Below are 16,545 nucleotides of genomic sequence, written 5' to 3' on the forward strand. Positions count from 1 at the left end.
TTTTTAACTATATATCCTTTTTATAATTTTGAAAAGTAACTTTTGACGTTCTTCAATTACCTCTTTATCTAAAAGACCTTTTTCATTAGGTAAATAAGACTTAAAATGTTCTTTTATATCATCATTACAACTATTAATAGAAGCTTTATTTATAGAATCAGTTAAAATCCTATTCCAAATAAATCCACTATCACTATAAGATTTTCTTTTTCTTTTGTATATCCAATTACTAAGTCTAATATTCTCATTCCCTTTTAATAATATTACAGCTCCTAATCTATTTCTTTCTTTTAAAAACAAATTTTCATCATATTCTCCTTTTTCATCTGTAAATTCATTCATAATTTTATCATTGAAAGCGAAAATATGTTCCGTATGAAAACCATTAACAGGTTTGTTTCCACTGTGAGTTATTTCATAAAGGGACTCTTGTTTAGCAAAAGATTGTTCACTTAACAAGTCTGCTAAATAATGGTCAATTCTAGCTAAAATATATTTAGTAAATCGTCCATCATTTTTTGCTGATTGAAAGTATGTATATTGAAAAATTTCTTCATAAGAATTTACAGGGAGTCCTTGTTTGTTTAAATGTTTAACTATTAAATTAGTGAAAATTTCATTTATCTCAGACGCCCTTTTACCTCTTATCTCTCTGTTAATATTATGATATTCTTGTTGCTGAGCATTATTATCATAAAAACCAGTCAACTTTGCTATTGTAAATAACTGGTCTACTTTTTTAGCAATTAAAGCAATCTTTTGACTTTTCTCACTGTCATTATAATTTAATGCCGACAATATTAATAGTGCTTGTTGCCCTCTATCATTTGCGTAATTTGAGCCAACCCAAATATTAGTCTCTTCTTTTGCTATTTTAAAAATCTCTATGTAAGTTTTATAAAAATATAAAAACTCATTTTCTATAAAGCTTTTAATCTTATTGGGGTTATTTCTATCTAGATCATTAATTATTTTTTCATTTGATAATAAATTCCTGTGGTATTTTCCTGCGAAGCTATCATATTGACTTCTGTTGTCTGCATATTTAGCTCTAAAATACGTTCGAAAAAACTCATCAACATTTTTATAATTCCCATCAATATCAAAAAAAGTAGTTAAAGCATTATTCCAAATTGTATTACAAACTTCTTTTTCTTCTCCTTCCAAAACACCTAACAACATTCCTTTTAACACCTCATGAGATTCTAAAGACTTACCCCTATCATTAGCTGTTTCAAAGATCATTGCTACATCCTCCTTGTGTTTAATAACTTGCTCTATAATTAGTACTTTTTCAGTAAGATTATAGATGTAATAATTATATTTTACACTATCAAATTCATTTTTAGAATTTGCAAAATATTTATCAAAATATTTAGAAATAACAGCATAGTTATTAACCAAGTTAGATTGCGTTATGTTGTTTATATCTTCATCTTTTATTTCTTCCTCATGAAATATTTTAGAAATAATTTTATTTCTATCAATGTTAGATATTTTAAAGTGTTTTATTCCAGCTTTATCTTCTTCATAAATTTTTTCACCTAGTATTTTTTCAACATTTATAATATTACTTACAATATTATTTTTACCAATATGATATAACTTAATTAGAATTAGAAGAATTGTTGTTAACCTCTGTTGACCATCTACAATAAATATATCACCATCTTGTTCATTTAACATAATGGTATTTAAAAAATAAGCTTTAAAATTGGCACTAACATCTGATAATATTTCAGGTAACTCTACAATGTTATTTCGCTTATTAACTTTTAAATTGTTTTCAAAACGCAACTCTATATCCCACAATAATTGAGATACTATTTTATAGTCTTTACTATCACTCCATCTATAATCTCTTTGGTACACATCTAACCTATAGGGCTTATTTTTACCAAAAATGTAATCTATATCTCTTTCTTCTACGTCAATTAATTTAGCCATTTTTTTATTTTTACGCTGTTACTTTTACTTTTCCTGTTACTACCTCATTAATTACCGTTTTACGCAATTCTTTTAAAGTAGTTATTTGAGTTTCTATATTGGTTACTATTTTATCAATAATTGTTGTTTTACTATCTAAATAGTCTGCTATTTGTTGTTGTTCTTTTAAAGGCGGTAATTGAATATAGAAATTTTCTATTTGAGTTTTACTAATATTTTCTTGAGCACTACCTCCGCATAACAAATCAATATAATCTTTAAATATCTGTGATTTTATTAATTGAAAAAGGAATAAATTATTAATGAGCTTTTTGGCTCTAATTATACCAACACGCTGATTTAGCAAAGCTTTTTTTTCTTCTCTATAAATTGCATTTTTACCTATAGTTGCACCTGTCATAGCAACCAATATATCATTAACTTTTATTAATGAATCTTTTGCGAGTTTTAAATAAGATGAATCTACATATTTACATTCCTCAAAATTTATATCATTTGAAATGTTACTAATTCTTATAATTGGTATACCCGAATCAATATACTCTTTTGAATTAAATGCAAAACCATTAATAAAATTAGATAAATCTTTCAACCTTTTTACCTCCCAATGCTCTGGGATTTCACCTATCCAATTTACACCACTATCTTTTAATTTTACAGTTTTGTCTAAACCTTTTGTAACTGTTTCATTAATTAAGGTTTTACGATAAGCTTTATAATGCTTTATTTTTTGTTTTAGCAGTTTTATTTTTTTGTCTATTAAAGTGGTTTTATCATCTAAATAGTTGGCTATTTGGGTTTGTTCTTTTAGTGGTGGTATCACAAACTCTATACTCTTAAAATCATCTTTATATAGAGCACCGATTGTTGTTGATTTATTTCTTAAATTTAACTGGTATAAACCATAGGAGGATATCAAGAAATAATAAGCGAATTTAGAGGTGATAATATTTTCATTTAGACGTGCTAAATACAGATTTGGTGCTAATGATGCTGGATATTCAGTTTTCGGCATAATATAAATTCGACCTATATCACCTCTTTTGGCTAATAATAGCTCACCACCAAACAATTTAGTTTTGCCTAAATAATTATATGTGCTTTTGTCTATCCAAATAAATTCCTTAAGAATATCTGTTTGATCAGTGTGTTTTTCTAAATCCGTAGTTCTAACAAACCAAGCATATTTTAATTTTGAGTCTTCTACCCGGTTAACATTTTTTGCAATATTTGAAAAACTACCATTAGCATCATAGTCGGTAAGTAATTTTAAATTCCTTTTTATTTGATTTATTGACCAGTGAGATGGTATAGAATTAAGCCAAGTTACATCACTTGCCATATATTGTTGATACTTAATCATAAATTTAATTCTTTATCTAGCATTAACAATTTATTCTCTAATTTTTGTAAATGCGATGTGATTTCTTGTAATGAACGTAATTGTTCTGGTTTGTAAAACACCTTATTAAAATTGATTTCAACCCCTATTGTATTTTCTATATAAACAAAAGGTTTGGTAATGTATTTTGCCATAAAATCGGCAATATTCTGTTGATTTTCTTCCTCGTTAGGACTGTAAGGAATTATTTCATAATCTTTTTCATAATCAGCTGTTAACTCCACAGAAATTTCAATACGTGCTTCTTTAGTTTTAGTCGCTTTTTTGTAAGATGCTTTTACTACTATTTTACCGCAACCCATTTCGACTTCGCTCAATGACCCATCTTCATTTTTAGAAACTTCAATAATTGTTTCTTTATCTGCATCAAAATAATAGCTTGTTTTGGTTGTATATACTTTTAAGTCTGCTTCTTTATAGTCTAAACTAGCCACTAGTGGCTTTAAGTTATTCTCATAATATTCTTTTAAATCACTGTACTTATTTGTATCATAAGATGTAATTTCAAAGTCTTTAAGCTCAATTGTTTCTTCTTCTACAACTTGCGTTATTTTAGTAGGATTTAACTTTATGGATTTAGCTCTAATTTCTTCGCCTTGTTTATTCTTTTTAACAGGTAATTGGTCTTCAAAAGTCTTACCATTTTCATCTACATTTGTCAGCATTATAGCTTGTTTGTTGAAATAAAAATACCACTTATCAAATACCTTTGCGTGTTCAGTATCTTTAAAATCGGTTAAGGTATCAACAATGGTTTTTCTGTTATCAAAAACCATTTCTCTACGCTTTTTACCTTTACTCTTTTTTAATGGCTCCCAAAAGTTACTACCATCAATCAACATTACTTTGTCTTTGCGTTCTTGAGGTTTGTTTTTGTTGAATATCCATAGATAGGTATAAATACCTGTGTTGAAAAACTCATCTGTTGGCATTTGTATAATAGCCTCAACCCAATCGTTATCAAAGAAGTATTTACGAATGTTACTCTCACCACTACCTGCATCGCCACTAAACAAGGTTGAACCGTTATGTACTACAACTGATAACCCTTTGGTATCTAATTGTGATAAAATATGCTGTGTAAACAGAAATTGACCATCTGAAATGGAAGGCAATGCGTGAAAACGTTCTGTAGTATCATTTTCAATATCTTTTCTGTAACCTTTCCAATCTACACCGTAAGGTGGATTAGCTACAATGACATCAAATTGCTTTTCAATGAAATGAATTTTAGTAAGTGTGTTACCGTACTTAATATCTGAATCATTACGGAAACGACTTTCTATTTTTGCTAAAGCGTATAAACTATCGCTCCAATCTTCACCGTATGTTTTTGTTGGTCTGTTGAACTTTTCTTTTATTCTATCTTCTACACCAAAAAGCAAGTTACCTCCACCACAGGTTGGGTCGTATATGGTTAAAAACTCGTTATTATCTTCAATTTTAGATAAAATAATTTCAGAAATTAAGGATATAATATCATCAGGTGTATATTGCTCTCCAGCAGTTTCGGCAGAAATATCAGCCCATTTACGTTTGATGTGTTCTTCTAAAGTTGTTATGTCCGAGTTATTAAATGGTGTTAAATCAATCTCACTCCATTTTTTTACGGTATCAAAAAGAATATCTTTTTTACGTAGTTGACCGCTTACGCCTGAAATATCTAAATACTTCTCTTCTGTATTCCCTCTATCAACACCTAATAGCTCTTTTGTTTCTGGGTCGAATGCTTTTAAGTAGGCATCAAAATCGTTATCAAAAGTTTTATCGTTTCTGCATATTTCAGCTAGTGTTTTTTGACTTCTAATTACTAAATCATTATACCCAATATTGTAATCTTTAAACTCTTCCAGAAAGTCGTCTATATTTTCAATGTCTTTAATCGTTTCTGCATCAAAGTCTTTTAATAACTCTTTGTAATGCCTAACTAATCTACTTTCCAACATTATCATTGCAAAGTATGGCATCATATATTTTGGGAAGTCTGACTGCTTAATTCCTGCACCAATTAAAAGGTCGGCAGTAGACCATACTTTAGATTCGTACTGTAGTATATTTTGGCTCATTAATTATTTTCAATTTTAGAGGTAAAAATATAAATATATATTAATTAAATATTATGGTTTATCAGATTTCATTTTTACCCCAATTTTAGGTTATATTACAAGTATTAAAAAGGGCTTGTACACTTTCTTTTAATTTTTGCTTTATATAACTTAAAAACTGACTGTTAGATTGTTTTTTTATTTTATTGTAAGTGGTTCTTTTTTTTCGATAACTCTCGTAATGATCTACTTTATATTGATGTAGTATTTCTTGATTTTGAAACAAGGCTAGTATTTCTTTTTCTTTATTAGTAAGCTGTGATAATGAAATAGCTTGTTGTTTATCTATTTTTTCATACTTATTCTGTAACTCATCGAGTAACATTTGATATTTCTTTTTATCTATTAAATCTTTAACAGTGTAAATATCTATAGCGTTTTTACGCTTATTTAAGTTACGTGTATAGATTTCTAACTCAAATCGAAATAGTTGCCTGTTTAATTTTTTACGGTCATGCGTTTTAACCTCATACGTTTTATCATAGCCTTTTACGTTATAATCTGTAAGATAGAATTTTTTACCGTATTGTTTATTTACGCCTAGCATTGGTATTGGTTGTTTACCGTTTAAGCTTAACCAAGTATTAAGAATTGGTTTTGCTTCTGCTTCTATAACTATACCAACTGCTAAAAGAATCACTTTAGCATCGTACACATTAAAAGGTAGTGTTTGGTTTAATTTTTTTATTGCTTTTACTACTTCTATGTAGGTAAAAGGCTCGTAATTATTACCCATATACCATTTTTGTAATGAGTTATTACAAAATATAGTATTTCCTTTTAAGCGTAAATCTAAATTGTTTACTCTGGTTTTGTAACCGTTTACTTTTTGAGTTGCATCGTTAAAAGTAGGATTCCAAGTTAATCCTTTCCATATAAAAGATTGTTCAGTTCTTTCTATAACTTCTTTAGGTAATTGGGTTACTTGATACTTTATTTTTAATGTATCGTACAACTTAATTACCTTCTGCTATTAAATGCTTTGTTGTAGTTTTTATCTAATAGCTTTTGTACATCGCTCATTTGATAGTAAATTTTACTACCTATTTGAGAGAATGATACTTTACCTTCGTCTCTCCAAGTCTGCGCTGTTCTTTTGCTAATATTCATTAGCTGGATAAACTCTTGGTTATCTAAAAAAGTATTTTGAGGTTTTTGGTTTTGTTTTTCTAGTTTTTTGTTTAGTTCGTCTAAACGACTTACAAGGTCTTTGTACTGTTGTTCTGTTAAAATAATTGCGCTCATTTGCTGATATATTTTGAAATTATACCGCAAGATTGCACCTGTTTTTAGTTATTATAAGGTTGACCTTATTTAACCTTTTAAGACCTTATGTTTCTTTTTGAAATGGTTTATTTTCTATGTATTTGAATGTTTTCATTTTGTAATCATCTGAAGTTTTAGACCAGTCTAGTTTAGATTTTAACTCTAGATCTATTTTAGAAGCTATTGCGTTGTTTAGCTTTTCTAAGCTTAAGTTTTGTACAATATTTTTTTCTCTAAGTGCTTCTACCACTCCTCTTATAGCTCCTTTACGTTTTGGACTTAATGCATACTTACCATTTACTGTAATACTTAAATCTTCTAGTAACTGCAAAATATAATCTTGTTTTTTAGTTTGTGGTATAAGGGTAGTAAAATCTTTTTTTAATTCTTTTACTGGAACAATACCTCCATTCAGTCCTTTTGTATGTTCTTTTAATTGATCTAAATACCTCATAAAAAAAGATGCAACGAATACTGAAGAATAAGTTGATTTACCAGCTGAATAAATATTAAAATCACTTAACAGTAACCTATCCCTTAAAATATTATCATACTCTAGAATAACCTCTTTTGGTTTTGAAAAACTTATAATATTTTTAAGCCTTTTAACAATGGTCTTCGATGTATTACTATTAAAAAAGTCTTGAATTAAATTAATTTCTTTATTTAAAGCTTCTTTTTTAACATCATCTTCTAATTCATCAAAATCATTTAAAGCACTTCTAATTTCAGATTCAATACGTTCGTTAAAGAGTTTTTTTTGATGTTTTTCGATTTTATCTATATGTTCGAAATCTAAATTCAACTCATATATTTCTGCCCAATGATCTGTTCTTTTATTTCTTCTTAATTCATTAAAAGTTACAGTACAATTCAACCATTTATCTATGTATTCTTTTTTGTAGTCGGTTGTAAAAACAATTTCTTGTAAGTAAGTTATTTCTGGCTTTTCAAATATTAAAAAAACGTCGTACAATAAAATATCTTGGATGTAACTTATTATCGCTGCAAAATATTTATTTAGTGTTGTTGATAATTCTTGTGATTTTAATTTAGAAATATTTAAGTCGCCATTATTTTTTTGTAGATTTTCATCTATTGAAGCCGAAATAAAAGCTAAACCTAATGAAGAAACTTGACTTTGAAGAATTAATGATTCTGTTGGTACAATAATATCTTTATCTAATTCCGAATTTATGATACTTAATAATTTGTTATAAATTATTTTAGCTTCAATTTTTGATATTTGTTTCTTCTCTTTTTTATCAAAAGGTGTAATCTTATACCCAACAGATATATAACTTTTAACTGATTCGGCAAAAACACTTAAGTTACTGTAGCTTGAAAATAAAAGGTCTTGTGCTTGTTTTAAGCTCCTTTCTAATTCAGACTTACTATTTTTTTCTTTTACAACGATATTATTTAAAATCTTCACTTCTTGAAGTGTGCTTTTAAAACTATCAAAAACAATTTCTTTCATAAATTAATTGATATATTTATCTACTGCGTTATCTAATTCACTACTAATTATTTTTGCGTATACTTGGGTTATACCTATATCGGAATGATCCATTAGTTTTGAAACGTGTTCTATTCGCATACCATTATTTAAAGCTCTAGTAGCAAAGGTGTGTCGGCTAATATGAAAGGATAAATTAAAGGGCAATTCTAATTCTTTTCCCATTCTGCTCAAATACATATTACTTAATGAAATTGCTCTATTAGTTATTAAGCTTCTGTGTTCTCTATCTTTAAAATATAACTCGTCAACTTTAGCAAAAGGAAAAATTATATCGTTTTGCTTTTGGTCTTGGGTTCTGTATTTCTCTAAAATATCAACCGCTTTTTGACCTATTCTAATACTGTGCTGTCTTTTCGTTTTTCTTATCGTCTTTGTAATTCTAAGGTTTTTGCTATCATAATGTTTCCATTGTAGCTCAATAATATCTCCAAATCGTAACCCACCAGAAAAAACAGAAAAGATAAACATATCTTTAATAACTTGTGCTTTGTGTTCTTGTGGTACTTCTAAATTGATAAAGGCTTCAAACTGTTCTGTGTTTAAATAACGCTTTGTAGTCTTGTTTTTCTTTACTTTAAACTTTGTAAAAGGTACAAGCTCATTGGAGATTAAATCTTCTTTCTTTGCTTCTCTAAACATTAGGTTTAGTATTCTGAAAGCGTAATTAATAGTTGTATTGTTATTACCTAGCCTTGAACTGCAATATGCTGCATAATCCTTTAAGGTGGTAGCTGTAATATCATCAAACATTAATTCACGATGCCCTATAAACCTTTCAAACTTTTCTATATTGTTTCTGTAACTTCTGTAAGTAGATAGTGTAACGGTATCTTTTAACTGCTCACAACGATTATAGGCATAGTCAAAAAAATTAGTTAAAGGCTTCCCTTTAATGGCTTCTTTAATTTTTCTGGCTGATGTGGCTTTGTTTTTTCTTTCAAGGTCTGCAACCTCTCCTGTTGCATCAGCTACCTTTTTAGAAAGATACGCATTAAGCCTAGTAGAATTTTGACGATTCTTCTTTACTTTTTGTTTATCTTCATCCCATTCATTAGGTTGTAATTTTAGACTTAATGAAATAAATTTAGTTTTACGGTCTTTGATTACACGTAAATAAAGAGGTGCTTCTCCTGCTTTATCTATTTTATCTTTTCTTAAAACTACTTTTATTGATGACATAAAACTCTGGTTTTAAGCTATGCAAACTAGTGCAACGCAATACTAAGGTACAACATTAGGTATAACAAACCTAACTTTTAGTCGTATTTTATTGCATTATTTAGCATTAGACAAAAACACAAAACCATTATAAATAAAGGGTTTAAGAGTAATTTAAAGAAAAAGAGTGATAATGCTATATAACAATATATAACCACAATTGCGGCAGATTCAACTACGTCCAACTCCACTCAATATAAATAACAAAACGTCAACTCAATCAAAACAAGTGAAAATAGATACAGATACACTACCTAAATGCTCATTAGAAGAGAAGAAATTTTCTTGGGGAGAGCCATATTTAGTTGTAACCCCAATATTTGATATAGTAATACCACCAGAATTATCTGATCTTGAATTTTCTGTTGAAATATTTATAAAAAATAACTTCCGAAATCAACTATTAGAATTTCACAATGTTTTGATTAATTATGAAGAAAACAATCGGATTGAAAATTTCGAAGACACCATACCAGAACAGCTTCGTAAAGAAGTGTTAGTAAAAATCAAAAGCTTTCTTGACTCAGAAAAGAAGTTAACCCCTTGGGAGAAATACGATGAATATGGAAAAGAACTAGATTTTTTGTATAAGTTTGAAGAAGAGTTTAACCGAAAAATATTATTTATCAACCCGAAATAGAGCCACTTACAGTAATTATTATAAGTAATTGCTTGTTCTCAACTACTTTTTATCCTTTTGAACAATAATATACTATGCTAAAAAAACTCTTTCCTAAAAAGAAACTATCTGATATTTATTCTAATTACGAAAAAAATCTACGACAAGGGAAAGACTTTTTTGAGGGTATTTCTCTTAACAGGAAAAAATATAAAACTCAAGTTTTAAAACTATTTAGAGAAGCTATTGAAAACAAGGATAATGATAAACTTACCTTTTGTATTACTGTATGCTTTTATGATGGCACTGATAATGAGTATATAGATGTTTTTGAAGAAATTATTTTAGCTGAATGGCATGAAGAACATGAAAATATTGTTGATATAGTTAGAGGTTTTAAAGATGATAGGTTTACTGAGCCTCTAAAAGAAATTGTTGTAAAAGAAGAGATTTACAGAAAGTACGATGATGAAAACGAACCAACTTTAAGAAAATGTGTTCACGCATTGAAAGCTATAAACTCCCCTAAAAGCAATCAAATAATTAAGGAGTTAATAAACAGCAGAAATGAAAATGTAAGATATGCCTTAGAAAACTATAAAGATTAAACAAGTTGTAGCCAATTAATAGAAAACACCTCAAATGACACAAGAACTATATCAAAAAGCAATAAAGTTTGCTGGAGAAAAGCATAAAGATCAAAAAGTTCCTGGTACAAATTCCAACTATTTGCTACATATCTCTAACGTTGCTATGGAAATAATCTTAGCACATAATGCAGCTAACAATTTCGATTTGAATTACGCTGTTCAATTAGCGCTACTCCACGATACATTAGAAGATACTGATACTGACTTTTCGGAGTTATTGAACATATTTGGAGAAAAAGTTGCTAATGGAGTTCAAGCATTGACTAAAAATAAAAACATAAACTCTAAAAAAGAGAAAATGATAGATAGCTTGAACCGAATAAACAAACTTGAAAAAGAAGTTGGAATGGTAAAATTAGCAGACAGAATTACAAACCTTCAAGAACCACCAAAACATTGGAAGAAAGATAAAATTCAACACTATTTATCTGAAGCTATCGTAATTAATGAAGCACTAAATAACAAGAATGAATATTTAAATAAAAGATTAGAAAATAAAATTGCTGAATACAAAAAGTATACTACTAAATAAGAATAACTTATTATTAAACTCTCCCGAGAAATAACTATAAAATTAATCTTTATAATGTTTAACTGTAGTAATAAACTCTTAATTACAAATATAACCTACTTTCAATCTCAAGAAGATGTAAGAAACTTCAAAAAACCACTAAAATAATTAATAACATTAAACTAAACTTAAAAATATTATATTTAACTCCATAATTAACAAGCACATAAAAGCTGTTATTAACAATTAGAAGCCAAACTTAAATAAGAATTACAATGAAAAGAATTTACTCAATCTGTTTGTTATCAATAATTACTTTAATTTCATGTAAAAATGAGAAAGAGACTTCCAAAAACAACTTAGATGAAGTTGTTAATAATGAAGTTACAACCAAAGAAAAAAAAGAATTAAAGAATAACACTAAAAAATTTTCTTGGGAAAACATAATTGAATCTAAAGTTGATATTGGTGCATACCCTTATATAACACCACCAAAAGGTATGTTAGTAAATAAAAATACTAGCAGCACAGAGTCTTATGACTTTCACAAACTTGAAATGTTTGACGGTAATTCATTTTTTGACATAGAAGGACGAGTAGATAAAATGGGAATTATGATGGATGGAAATCAAAAATGGAATCAATACTATTTTGATAAAAGTATTAAAGACTACTTAACAGCTATTGGCGCTCAACTTATTTTTGAAGGAAAAATACCTAATGAACTTGTAAATCAAAAAGGAGAAAGCGTAAACGATCGTTATACTTACTTTAATAATTTTTATGTTGGAGATGTTGTAAACCATCCTATTCGTATGTATGTATTAAAAACGCCTACTAAAAAAATAGGAATTCAAATCTATTCTGATGTGGCTAATGCACAAATTGGAGTTGTGGAATCAAAAGAATTTGAACAAACAATAGAGAAAATAACTGCAGATAAAATCATAAATGAAATAAACACTAAAGGCTTTGCTACATTACATATTAATTTCGATACTGGCAAATCAAGAATTAAAGCTGACTCTTACGAAATAGTGAGTGAAATATCTAAAATGTTAAAAACAAATCCCAATTTAAAAATAAGTATTGAAGGACATACTGATAATGTGGGTAATGAAGATTTTAATATGAAACTATCTAAAAACAGAGCCAAATCTGTTCTTATGTCACTCGTAGATGAAGGTATTGAAGAATCAAGACTAGAAAGTAAAGGCTTTGGGCACACGAAACCTATAGGTAATAACGCTACAGAAGAAGGAAAAGCACAAAATAGAAGAGTTGAACTAAGAAAAATTTAAAGAAATATCGTGTAAGCAGTATAAAAACTGCTGCTTACACAAAACACAACATATTATAATTTATAAAAAACTATTGGGACCTCATCCCAATAAAAACTGTACTTCTCTACTATCAAACTAGTATTTGCAACAAAAAAACCTCTAAAAGAGCACATTACAAACATTACCTTAACCAAATAGCACCTAAAAAGTGTAATTTTTTTCATATCTTCTCATGGTCTAACCACTTAATAATAAGCCTTAAACACAAAAGCCATGAGGAATAAACTAAAAAAAGACTTAGGATTATTTGATGTTTTTGCCATAAGTACTGGAGCCATGTTTAGCTCTGGTTTCTTTTTACTACCAGGAATCGCCTCACATTATACAGGCCCTTCTGTATTTTTAGCCTACTTACTTGCAGGTGTATTAATACTACCTACCATGTTTAGTATTGCTGAAATATCAACAGCCTTACCACGATCAGGAGGTGCTTACTTTTTTTTAGACAGAAGCTTAGGTCCACTTATGGGAACTATTGGCGGACTAGGTACATATTTTGCTTTAATGCTAAAAACAGCCTTTGCTATTATTGGTATTGGTGCTTACGCCGCTATATTTTGGGAAGTTCCTACCAAGGTAGTTGCTATCATAGCCACTCTTTTTTTTATGGCATTAAACTTAGTGGGGGCTAAAAAAACCTCCGCTTTTCAAAAAGTGTTTGTCATATTCCTATTAGTCATTTTAATTGGTTTTATTGCAGATGGTCTTTTTTCTATCTTCACCTCAGATACTATCACCAATGAATCTATTAACAAACAATTTACTCCTTTCTTTTCAAACGGATTTGGAGGAATGTTTACTACCATAGGTTTTGTTTTCGTTTCCTATTTAGGGCTCACTCAAATAGTAAGCGTTGCAGAAGAAATTAAAAACCCTGAAAGAAACATTCCTTTAGGCATGATACTTTCTTTAGTCGTTACAGGATTAATTTATGGTTTGGGTGTTTTTATTATGGTAACTCTTATTGAGCCTACCGCCTTTGCCAACGAATTGGCACCAGCTGCTACAGCTGCTGAACAACTTTTTAAATGGTTACCCGATAATGTGGGAGTACTATTAATGTCGGTAGCAGCACTTGCTGCTTTTGCTTCTACAGGGAACGCAGGACTATTATCTGCATCACGATATCCGTTTGCTATGGGACGCGATAAACTGTTTCCTGCTATTCTGGCTAGAATTGGTAAAAAAGGAAGTCCTGTAGTCGCTATATTTTTAACTACAGCATTAATTATTGTATTCATTCTACTACTATCAGAAGAAGGTATTGTAAAGCTTGCTAGCACCTTCCAATTATTGATTTTTATCTTTATTAACTTCTCTGTTATTGTTTTTAGAAAAAGTAAAATAGAATCATACGATCCAGGGTATTTATCTCCATTATATCCGTTTATGCAAGTTGTCGGAATTATCATTTCATTCATCCTTATTATTTATTTAGGATGGATGCCAGTACTTTTTACTTCTGGTATTATTGTTATTGGGGTACTTTGGTATCACTTTTATTCTAAAGGAAAAGTAAAACGAGAAGGCGCTATTTTTCATTGGTTTGCGCTTTTAGGAAGACACCAATACGATGAATTGGAGAATGAATTAATGACCATTTTAAAAGAAAAAGGACTTCGTGAAGGAGATCCGTTTGATGAAACCGTAATTACATCGAAAATAAAAATACTTAAGGATACCACTAACTTTGATAAAGTCTTAAATATCGCTTCCGATTACTTTTGTAGAGAGTTAGACCTCAACAAAGAAGGGGTACTACACAAGTTCTTTCAGTCGGTACCCGATGAATCTGTCATCACTTTACCAGGTATTTTAGTTTTTCATGCCAAGTTTAAGAGTGTTTCACATCCTTCCATGAAAATTGTGATTTCTAAAAAACCAATTGAAGGAACACTTCCCTCTGAAGACTATGAGTTTAAAAAGCCCTTACAAATCTGTGCTTTTCTAATTAATTCTGATGAAAACCCAAAACAGCAACTCCGTATGCTATCGAGACTTCTTGATATTTTAGAACGAGAGCAAATCGTAAAAACCTTGCTTAAAATGAATAGTCACAGAGAAATTAAGGAGTTTTTACTACAAAACGAACGATTTGTAAGCATCAAACTACTCGAAGGAACTCCGCAAGACACCATGATAGGAAAACAGCTAAAGGATATTCAGTTACCAAAAGACGTTTTAGTGGCTTTAGTTGAAAGAAATGATAAAACGTTTACCCCTAACGGTTCAACTGTTTTACTAACAGATGATGTACTTACCATACTTGGAGAAACCAAATCTATCGCGAAACTGTATAAAGAGTATATGAGTTATGAAATAGATAAACTGGATACTGAAGAGACTTCTTAATTTTTGGTTTGGTTATTTATTTTTATTGAACTTAGTTATCAATTTATATTTCTGATAGAAGTTATATCTTTGGTAAACCATGTCTCATGCTGAAAAAGATTAAACGACAAAATGGACTACCAAACATACGAACCACATACAAATTTAAAGTCAATTATTAGTTGTTATTGGACGTTGGAAGTACCTATACATTCCGAACCACAAAAACAACGAATTGTACCAGATGGTTGTATAGAAATGGCATTTATTCTTGGAGACGATATAAAACGATACACTTCCGAAAATAACTTTATACTTCAACCACGGGCAATGGTATTAGGGCAAATAATTGAACCTTTCTACATTGAACCAACAGGTTATGTCAATACTTTTGCCATTAGGTTTTATCCTTATGGATTTGCTAATTTTATCTCTGAACCAATCAACAACTTAGCAAGCACAGAAACACCCTTGAATCTCCTTTTTGACAAGGAAACCGCAGATGGTTTGCAACAAAAAATAACCAACGCTGAAAATACGATACAACGTATAGAAATCATCGAAAAGTTTCTTTTGGATACGTTCAACAACCAAAAAACAATTCATAAAATAGTAAAAAGTACTGTGGATACTCTCCTTTCTACAAACGGAAGTGTTTCTATAAACTCAATCCTCGAAAACAACCTATCTAAACGAAGACAGCTTGAAAGAAACTTTAAAAAACAAATTGGAGTAAGCCCCAAACAGTTAGGAAAAGTAATTCGATTGCAAACAGCTTTAAAATTGATGCTTAACCAAAAGTCTAAAAACCTAACTGATGTTGCCTATAAAAGCGACTATTTCGATCAAGCTCACTTCATCAAAGACTTTAGAGAATTTACAGGAATAAACCCAAAAGAGTTTCTTACTGACGAAAGCTTGAAGCTTTCTACCCTTTTTTACAAATAAACTAAGGTGTCGCATTTTTACAATTTCAACTAATTTTCTGCTCTTAGTTTTGCATCAATAATACTAAGCCGAAAATGAAAAATAACACACTTATTACCATTATTACCCTATTTTTTTGCCTTGTGTCTTGCAAAAACAAAGGCACTTCAATCTCTAAAACAACACAATCTAAAGAATCAATCACTAAAAGTATACAACAGATGAAAAGTTATGTCTCAATTTTTGAAATTCCTGCAACCAACATTACACGAGCCGTTAATTTTTACAAAGAAATTTTAGGTATAGAAATTGAAAGATTCCATTTTCCAGAAATGGAAATGGGGGTATTTCCTTACGAAGGTCAAATGGTTACAGGAGTAATTATACAAGGCGAAGGTTATGAACCTTCTGCAAGTGGGGTTACTATTTACCTTAATGGTGGAGACAATCTGCAAACTATTATTGATAAAGTAGAAGAACATGGTGGTAAAGTTATGATACCTAAAACACCTCACGCTGACGAAAACGGGTACTTTGCCATTTTTCTCGACTCAGAAGGAAATAAAATTGGACTTCATTCGCCAAATTAAAAAAACAAACTTCTAACAATAAAGGGAAATAATAATGGTTTGGGTACTAACTCAAACCGTTATTTCTTTTTATTAAAGTGTCTTGAAAACCAACCCATAAATTTATAAAGTCAG

General features: G+C 29.5%; 14 protein-coding genes. 7 read left to right on the plus strand and 7 right to left on the minus strand.

What is annotated here, in order from left to right; translation table 11 throughout:
• Positions 1–3 precede the first annotated feature (3 nt).
• The 7 genes from ACXIHB_RS04780 to ACXIHB_RS04810 form a co-directional block, all read right to left on the minus strand.
• A complete protein-coding gene (locus tag ACXIHB_RS04780; protein ID WP_462099055.1) occupies positions 4–1,947 on the minus strand; it encodes a DUF262 domain-containing protein in 1,944 nt (647 codons plus the stop codon).
• A gap of 10 nt (positions 1,948–1,957) precedes the next feature.
• Complete coding sequence (locus ACXIHB_RS04785; RefSeq protein ID WP_462099056.1) at positions 1,958–3,310, minus strand: restriction endonuclease subunit S; 1,353 nt, start codon at positions 3,308–3,310, stop codon at positions 1,958–1,960.
• The gene (locus tag ACXIHB_RS04790) at positions 3,307–5,415 is read right to left on the minus strand and encodes an HsdM family class I SAM-dependent methyltransferase (protein WP_462099057.1); all 2,109 of its coding nucleotides are present in this window, start codon (positions 5,413–5,415) and stop codon (positions 3,307–3,309) included. Before ACXIHB_RS04790 ends, ACXIHB_RS04785 begins: the two co-directional genes overlap by 4 nt.
• An 85-nt stretch (positions 5,416–5,500) precedes the next feature.
• A complete protein-coding gene (locus ACXIHB_RS04795; protein ID WP_462099058.1) occupies positions 5,501–6,409 on the minus strand; it encodes a hypothetical protein in 909 nt (302 codons plus the stop codon).
• Between the two features lie 5 nt (positions 6,410–6,414).
• Complete coding sequence (locus ACXIHB_RS04800; protein ID WP_462099059.1) at positions 6,415–6,699, minus strand: helix-turn-helix domain-containing protein; 285 nt, start codon at positions 6,697–6,699, stop codon at positions 6,415–6,417.
• Between the two features lie 85 nt (positions 6,700–6,784).
• Positions 6,785–8,200 carry a hypothetical protein gene (locus ACXIHB_RS04805; RefSeq protein ID WP_462099060.1) on the minus strand — a complete coding sequence of 472 codons (1,416 nt, stop codon included), beginning with the start codon at positions 8,198–8,200 and terminating at the stop codon, positions 6,785–6,787.
• Positions 8,201–8,203: 3 nt separating this feature from the next.
• On the minus strand, positions 8,204–9,421 hold the full coding sequence (locus ACXIHB_RS04810; protein ID WP_462099061.1) for a tyrosine-type recombinase/integrase: 1,218 nt from the start codon (positions 9,419–9,421) through the stop codon (positions 8,204–8,206).
• 268 nt (positions 9,422–9,689) lie between these two features.
• On the opposite strand from ACXIHB_RS04810, the gene ACXIHB_RS04815 reads away from it, so the two are divergent.
• From ACXIHB_RS04815 to ACXIHB_RS04845, 7 genes are all read left to right on the plus strand, one after another.
• Entirely contained in the window at positions 9,690–10,100 is a 411-nt protein-coding gene (locus ACXIHB_RS04815; protein ID WP_462099062.1) for a hypothetical protein, read from the plus strand.
• A gap of 74 nt (positions 10,101–10,174) precedes the next feature.
• A complete protein-coding gene (locus ACXIHB_RS04820; protein ID WP_167714079.1) occupies positions 10,175–10,687 on the plus strand; it encodes a hypothetical protein in 513 nt (170 codons plus the stop codon).
• Positions 10,688–10,721: 34 nt separating this feature from the next.
• Complete coding sequence (locus tag ACXIHB_RS04825) at positions 10,722–11,261, plus strand: HD domain-containing protein (protein ID WP_462099063.1); 540 nt, start codon at positions 10,722–10,724, stop codon at positions 11,259–11,261.
• A gap of 254 nt (positions 11,262–11,515) precedes the next feature.
• Positions 11,516–12,541: an OmpA family protein gene (locus tag ACXIHB_RS04830; protein ID WP_047790654.1), complete on the plus strand. Its 1,026-nt coding sequence runs from the start codon at positions 11,516–11,518 to the stop codon at positions 12,539–12,541.
• Positions 12,542–12,796: 255 nt separating this feature from the next.
• Entirely contained in the window at positions 12,797–14,935 is a 2,139-nt protein-coding gene (locus ACXIHB_RS04835) for an amino acid permease (protein WP_462099064.1), read from the plus strand.
• Positions 14,936–15,046: 111 nt separating this feature from the next.
• A complete protein-coding gene (locus ACXIHB_RS04840) occupies positions 15,047–15,862 on the plus strand; it encodes an AraC family transcriptional regulator (RefSeq protein WP_462099065.1) in 816 nt (271 codons plus the stop codon).
• A gap of 200 nt (positions 15,863–16,062) precedes the next feature.
• The gene (locus ACXIHB_RS04845) at positions 16,063–16,431 is read left to right on the plus strand and encodes a VOC family protein (protein WP_253057428.1); all 369 of its coding nucleotides are present in this window, start codon (positions 16,063–16,065) and stop codon (positions 16,429–16,431) included.
• Positions 16,432–16,545 lie beyond the last annotated feature (114 nt).

This window comes from Tenacibaculum sp. IMCC1 (assembly GCF_054906355.1).

Bases quoted from the DNA above. Each gene is read 5' to 3' on its own strand.
- ACXIHB_RS04835 (WP_462099064.1), top strand. From the start codon at position 12,797: ATGAGGAATAAACTAAAAAAAGACTTAGGATTATTTGATGTTTTTGCC.
- ACXIHB_RS04805 (WP_462099060.1), bottom strand. From the start codon at position 8,200: ATGAAAGAAATTGTTTTTGATAGTTTTAAAAGCACACTTCAAGAAGTG.
- ACXIHB_RS04790 (WP_462099057.1), bottom strand. From the start codon at position 5,415: ATGAGCCAAAATATACTACAGTACGAATCTAAAGTATGGTCTACTGCC.
- ACXIHB_RS04785 (WP_462099056.1), bottom strand. From the start codon at position 3,310: ATGATTAAGTATCAACAATATATGGCAAGTGATGTAACTTGGCTTAAT.
- ACXIHB_RS04845 (WP_253057428.1), top strand. From the start codon at position 16,063: ATGAAAAGTTATGTCTCAATTTTTGAAATTCCTGCAACCAACATTACA.
- ACXIHB_RS04810 (WP_462099061.1), bottom strand. From the start codon at position 9,421: ATGTCATCAATAAAAGTAGTTTTAAGAAAAGATAAAATAGATAAAGCA.
- ACXIHB_RS04840 (WP_462099065.1), top strand. From the start codon at position 15,047: ATGGACTACCAAACATACGAACCACATACAAATTTAAAGTCAATTATT.
- ACXIHB_RS04825 (WP_462099063.1), top strand. From the start codon at position 10,722: ATGACACAAGAACTATATCAAAAAGCAATAAAGTTTGCTGGAGAAAAG.
- ACXIHB_RS04800 (WP_462099059.1), bottom strand. From the start codon at position 6,699: ATGAGCGCAATTATTTTAACAGAACAACAGTACAAAGACCTTGTAAGT.
- ACXIHB_RS04820 (WP_167714079.1), top strand. From the start codon at position 10,175: ATGCTAAAAAAACTCTTTCCTAAAAAGAAACTATCTGATATTTATTCT.
- ACXIHB_RS04780 (WP_462099055.1), bottom strand. From the start codon at position 1,947: ATGGCTAAATTAATTGACGTAGAAGAAAGAGATATAGATTACATTTTT.
- ACXIHB_RS04830 (WP_047790654.1), top strand. From the start codon at position 11,516: ATGAAAAGAATTTACTCAATCTGTTTGTTATCAATAATTACTTTAATT.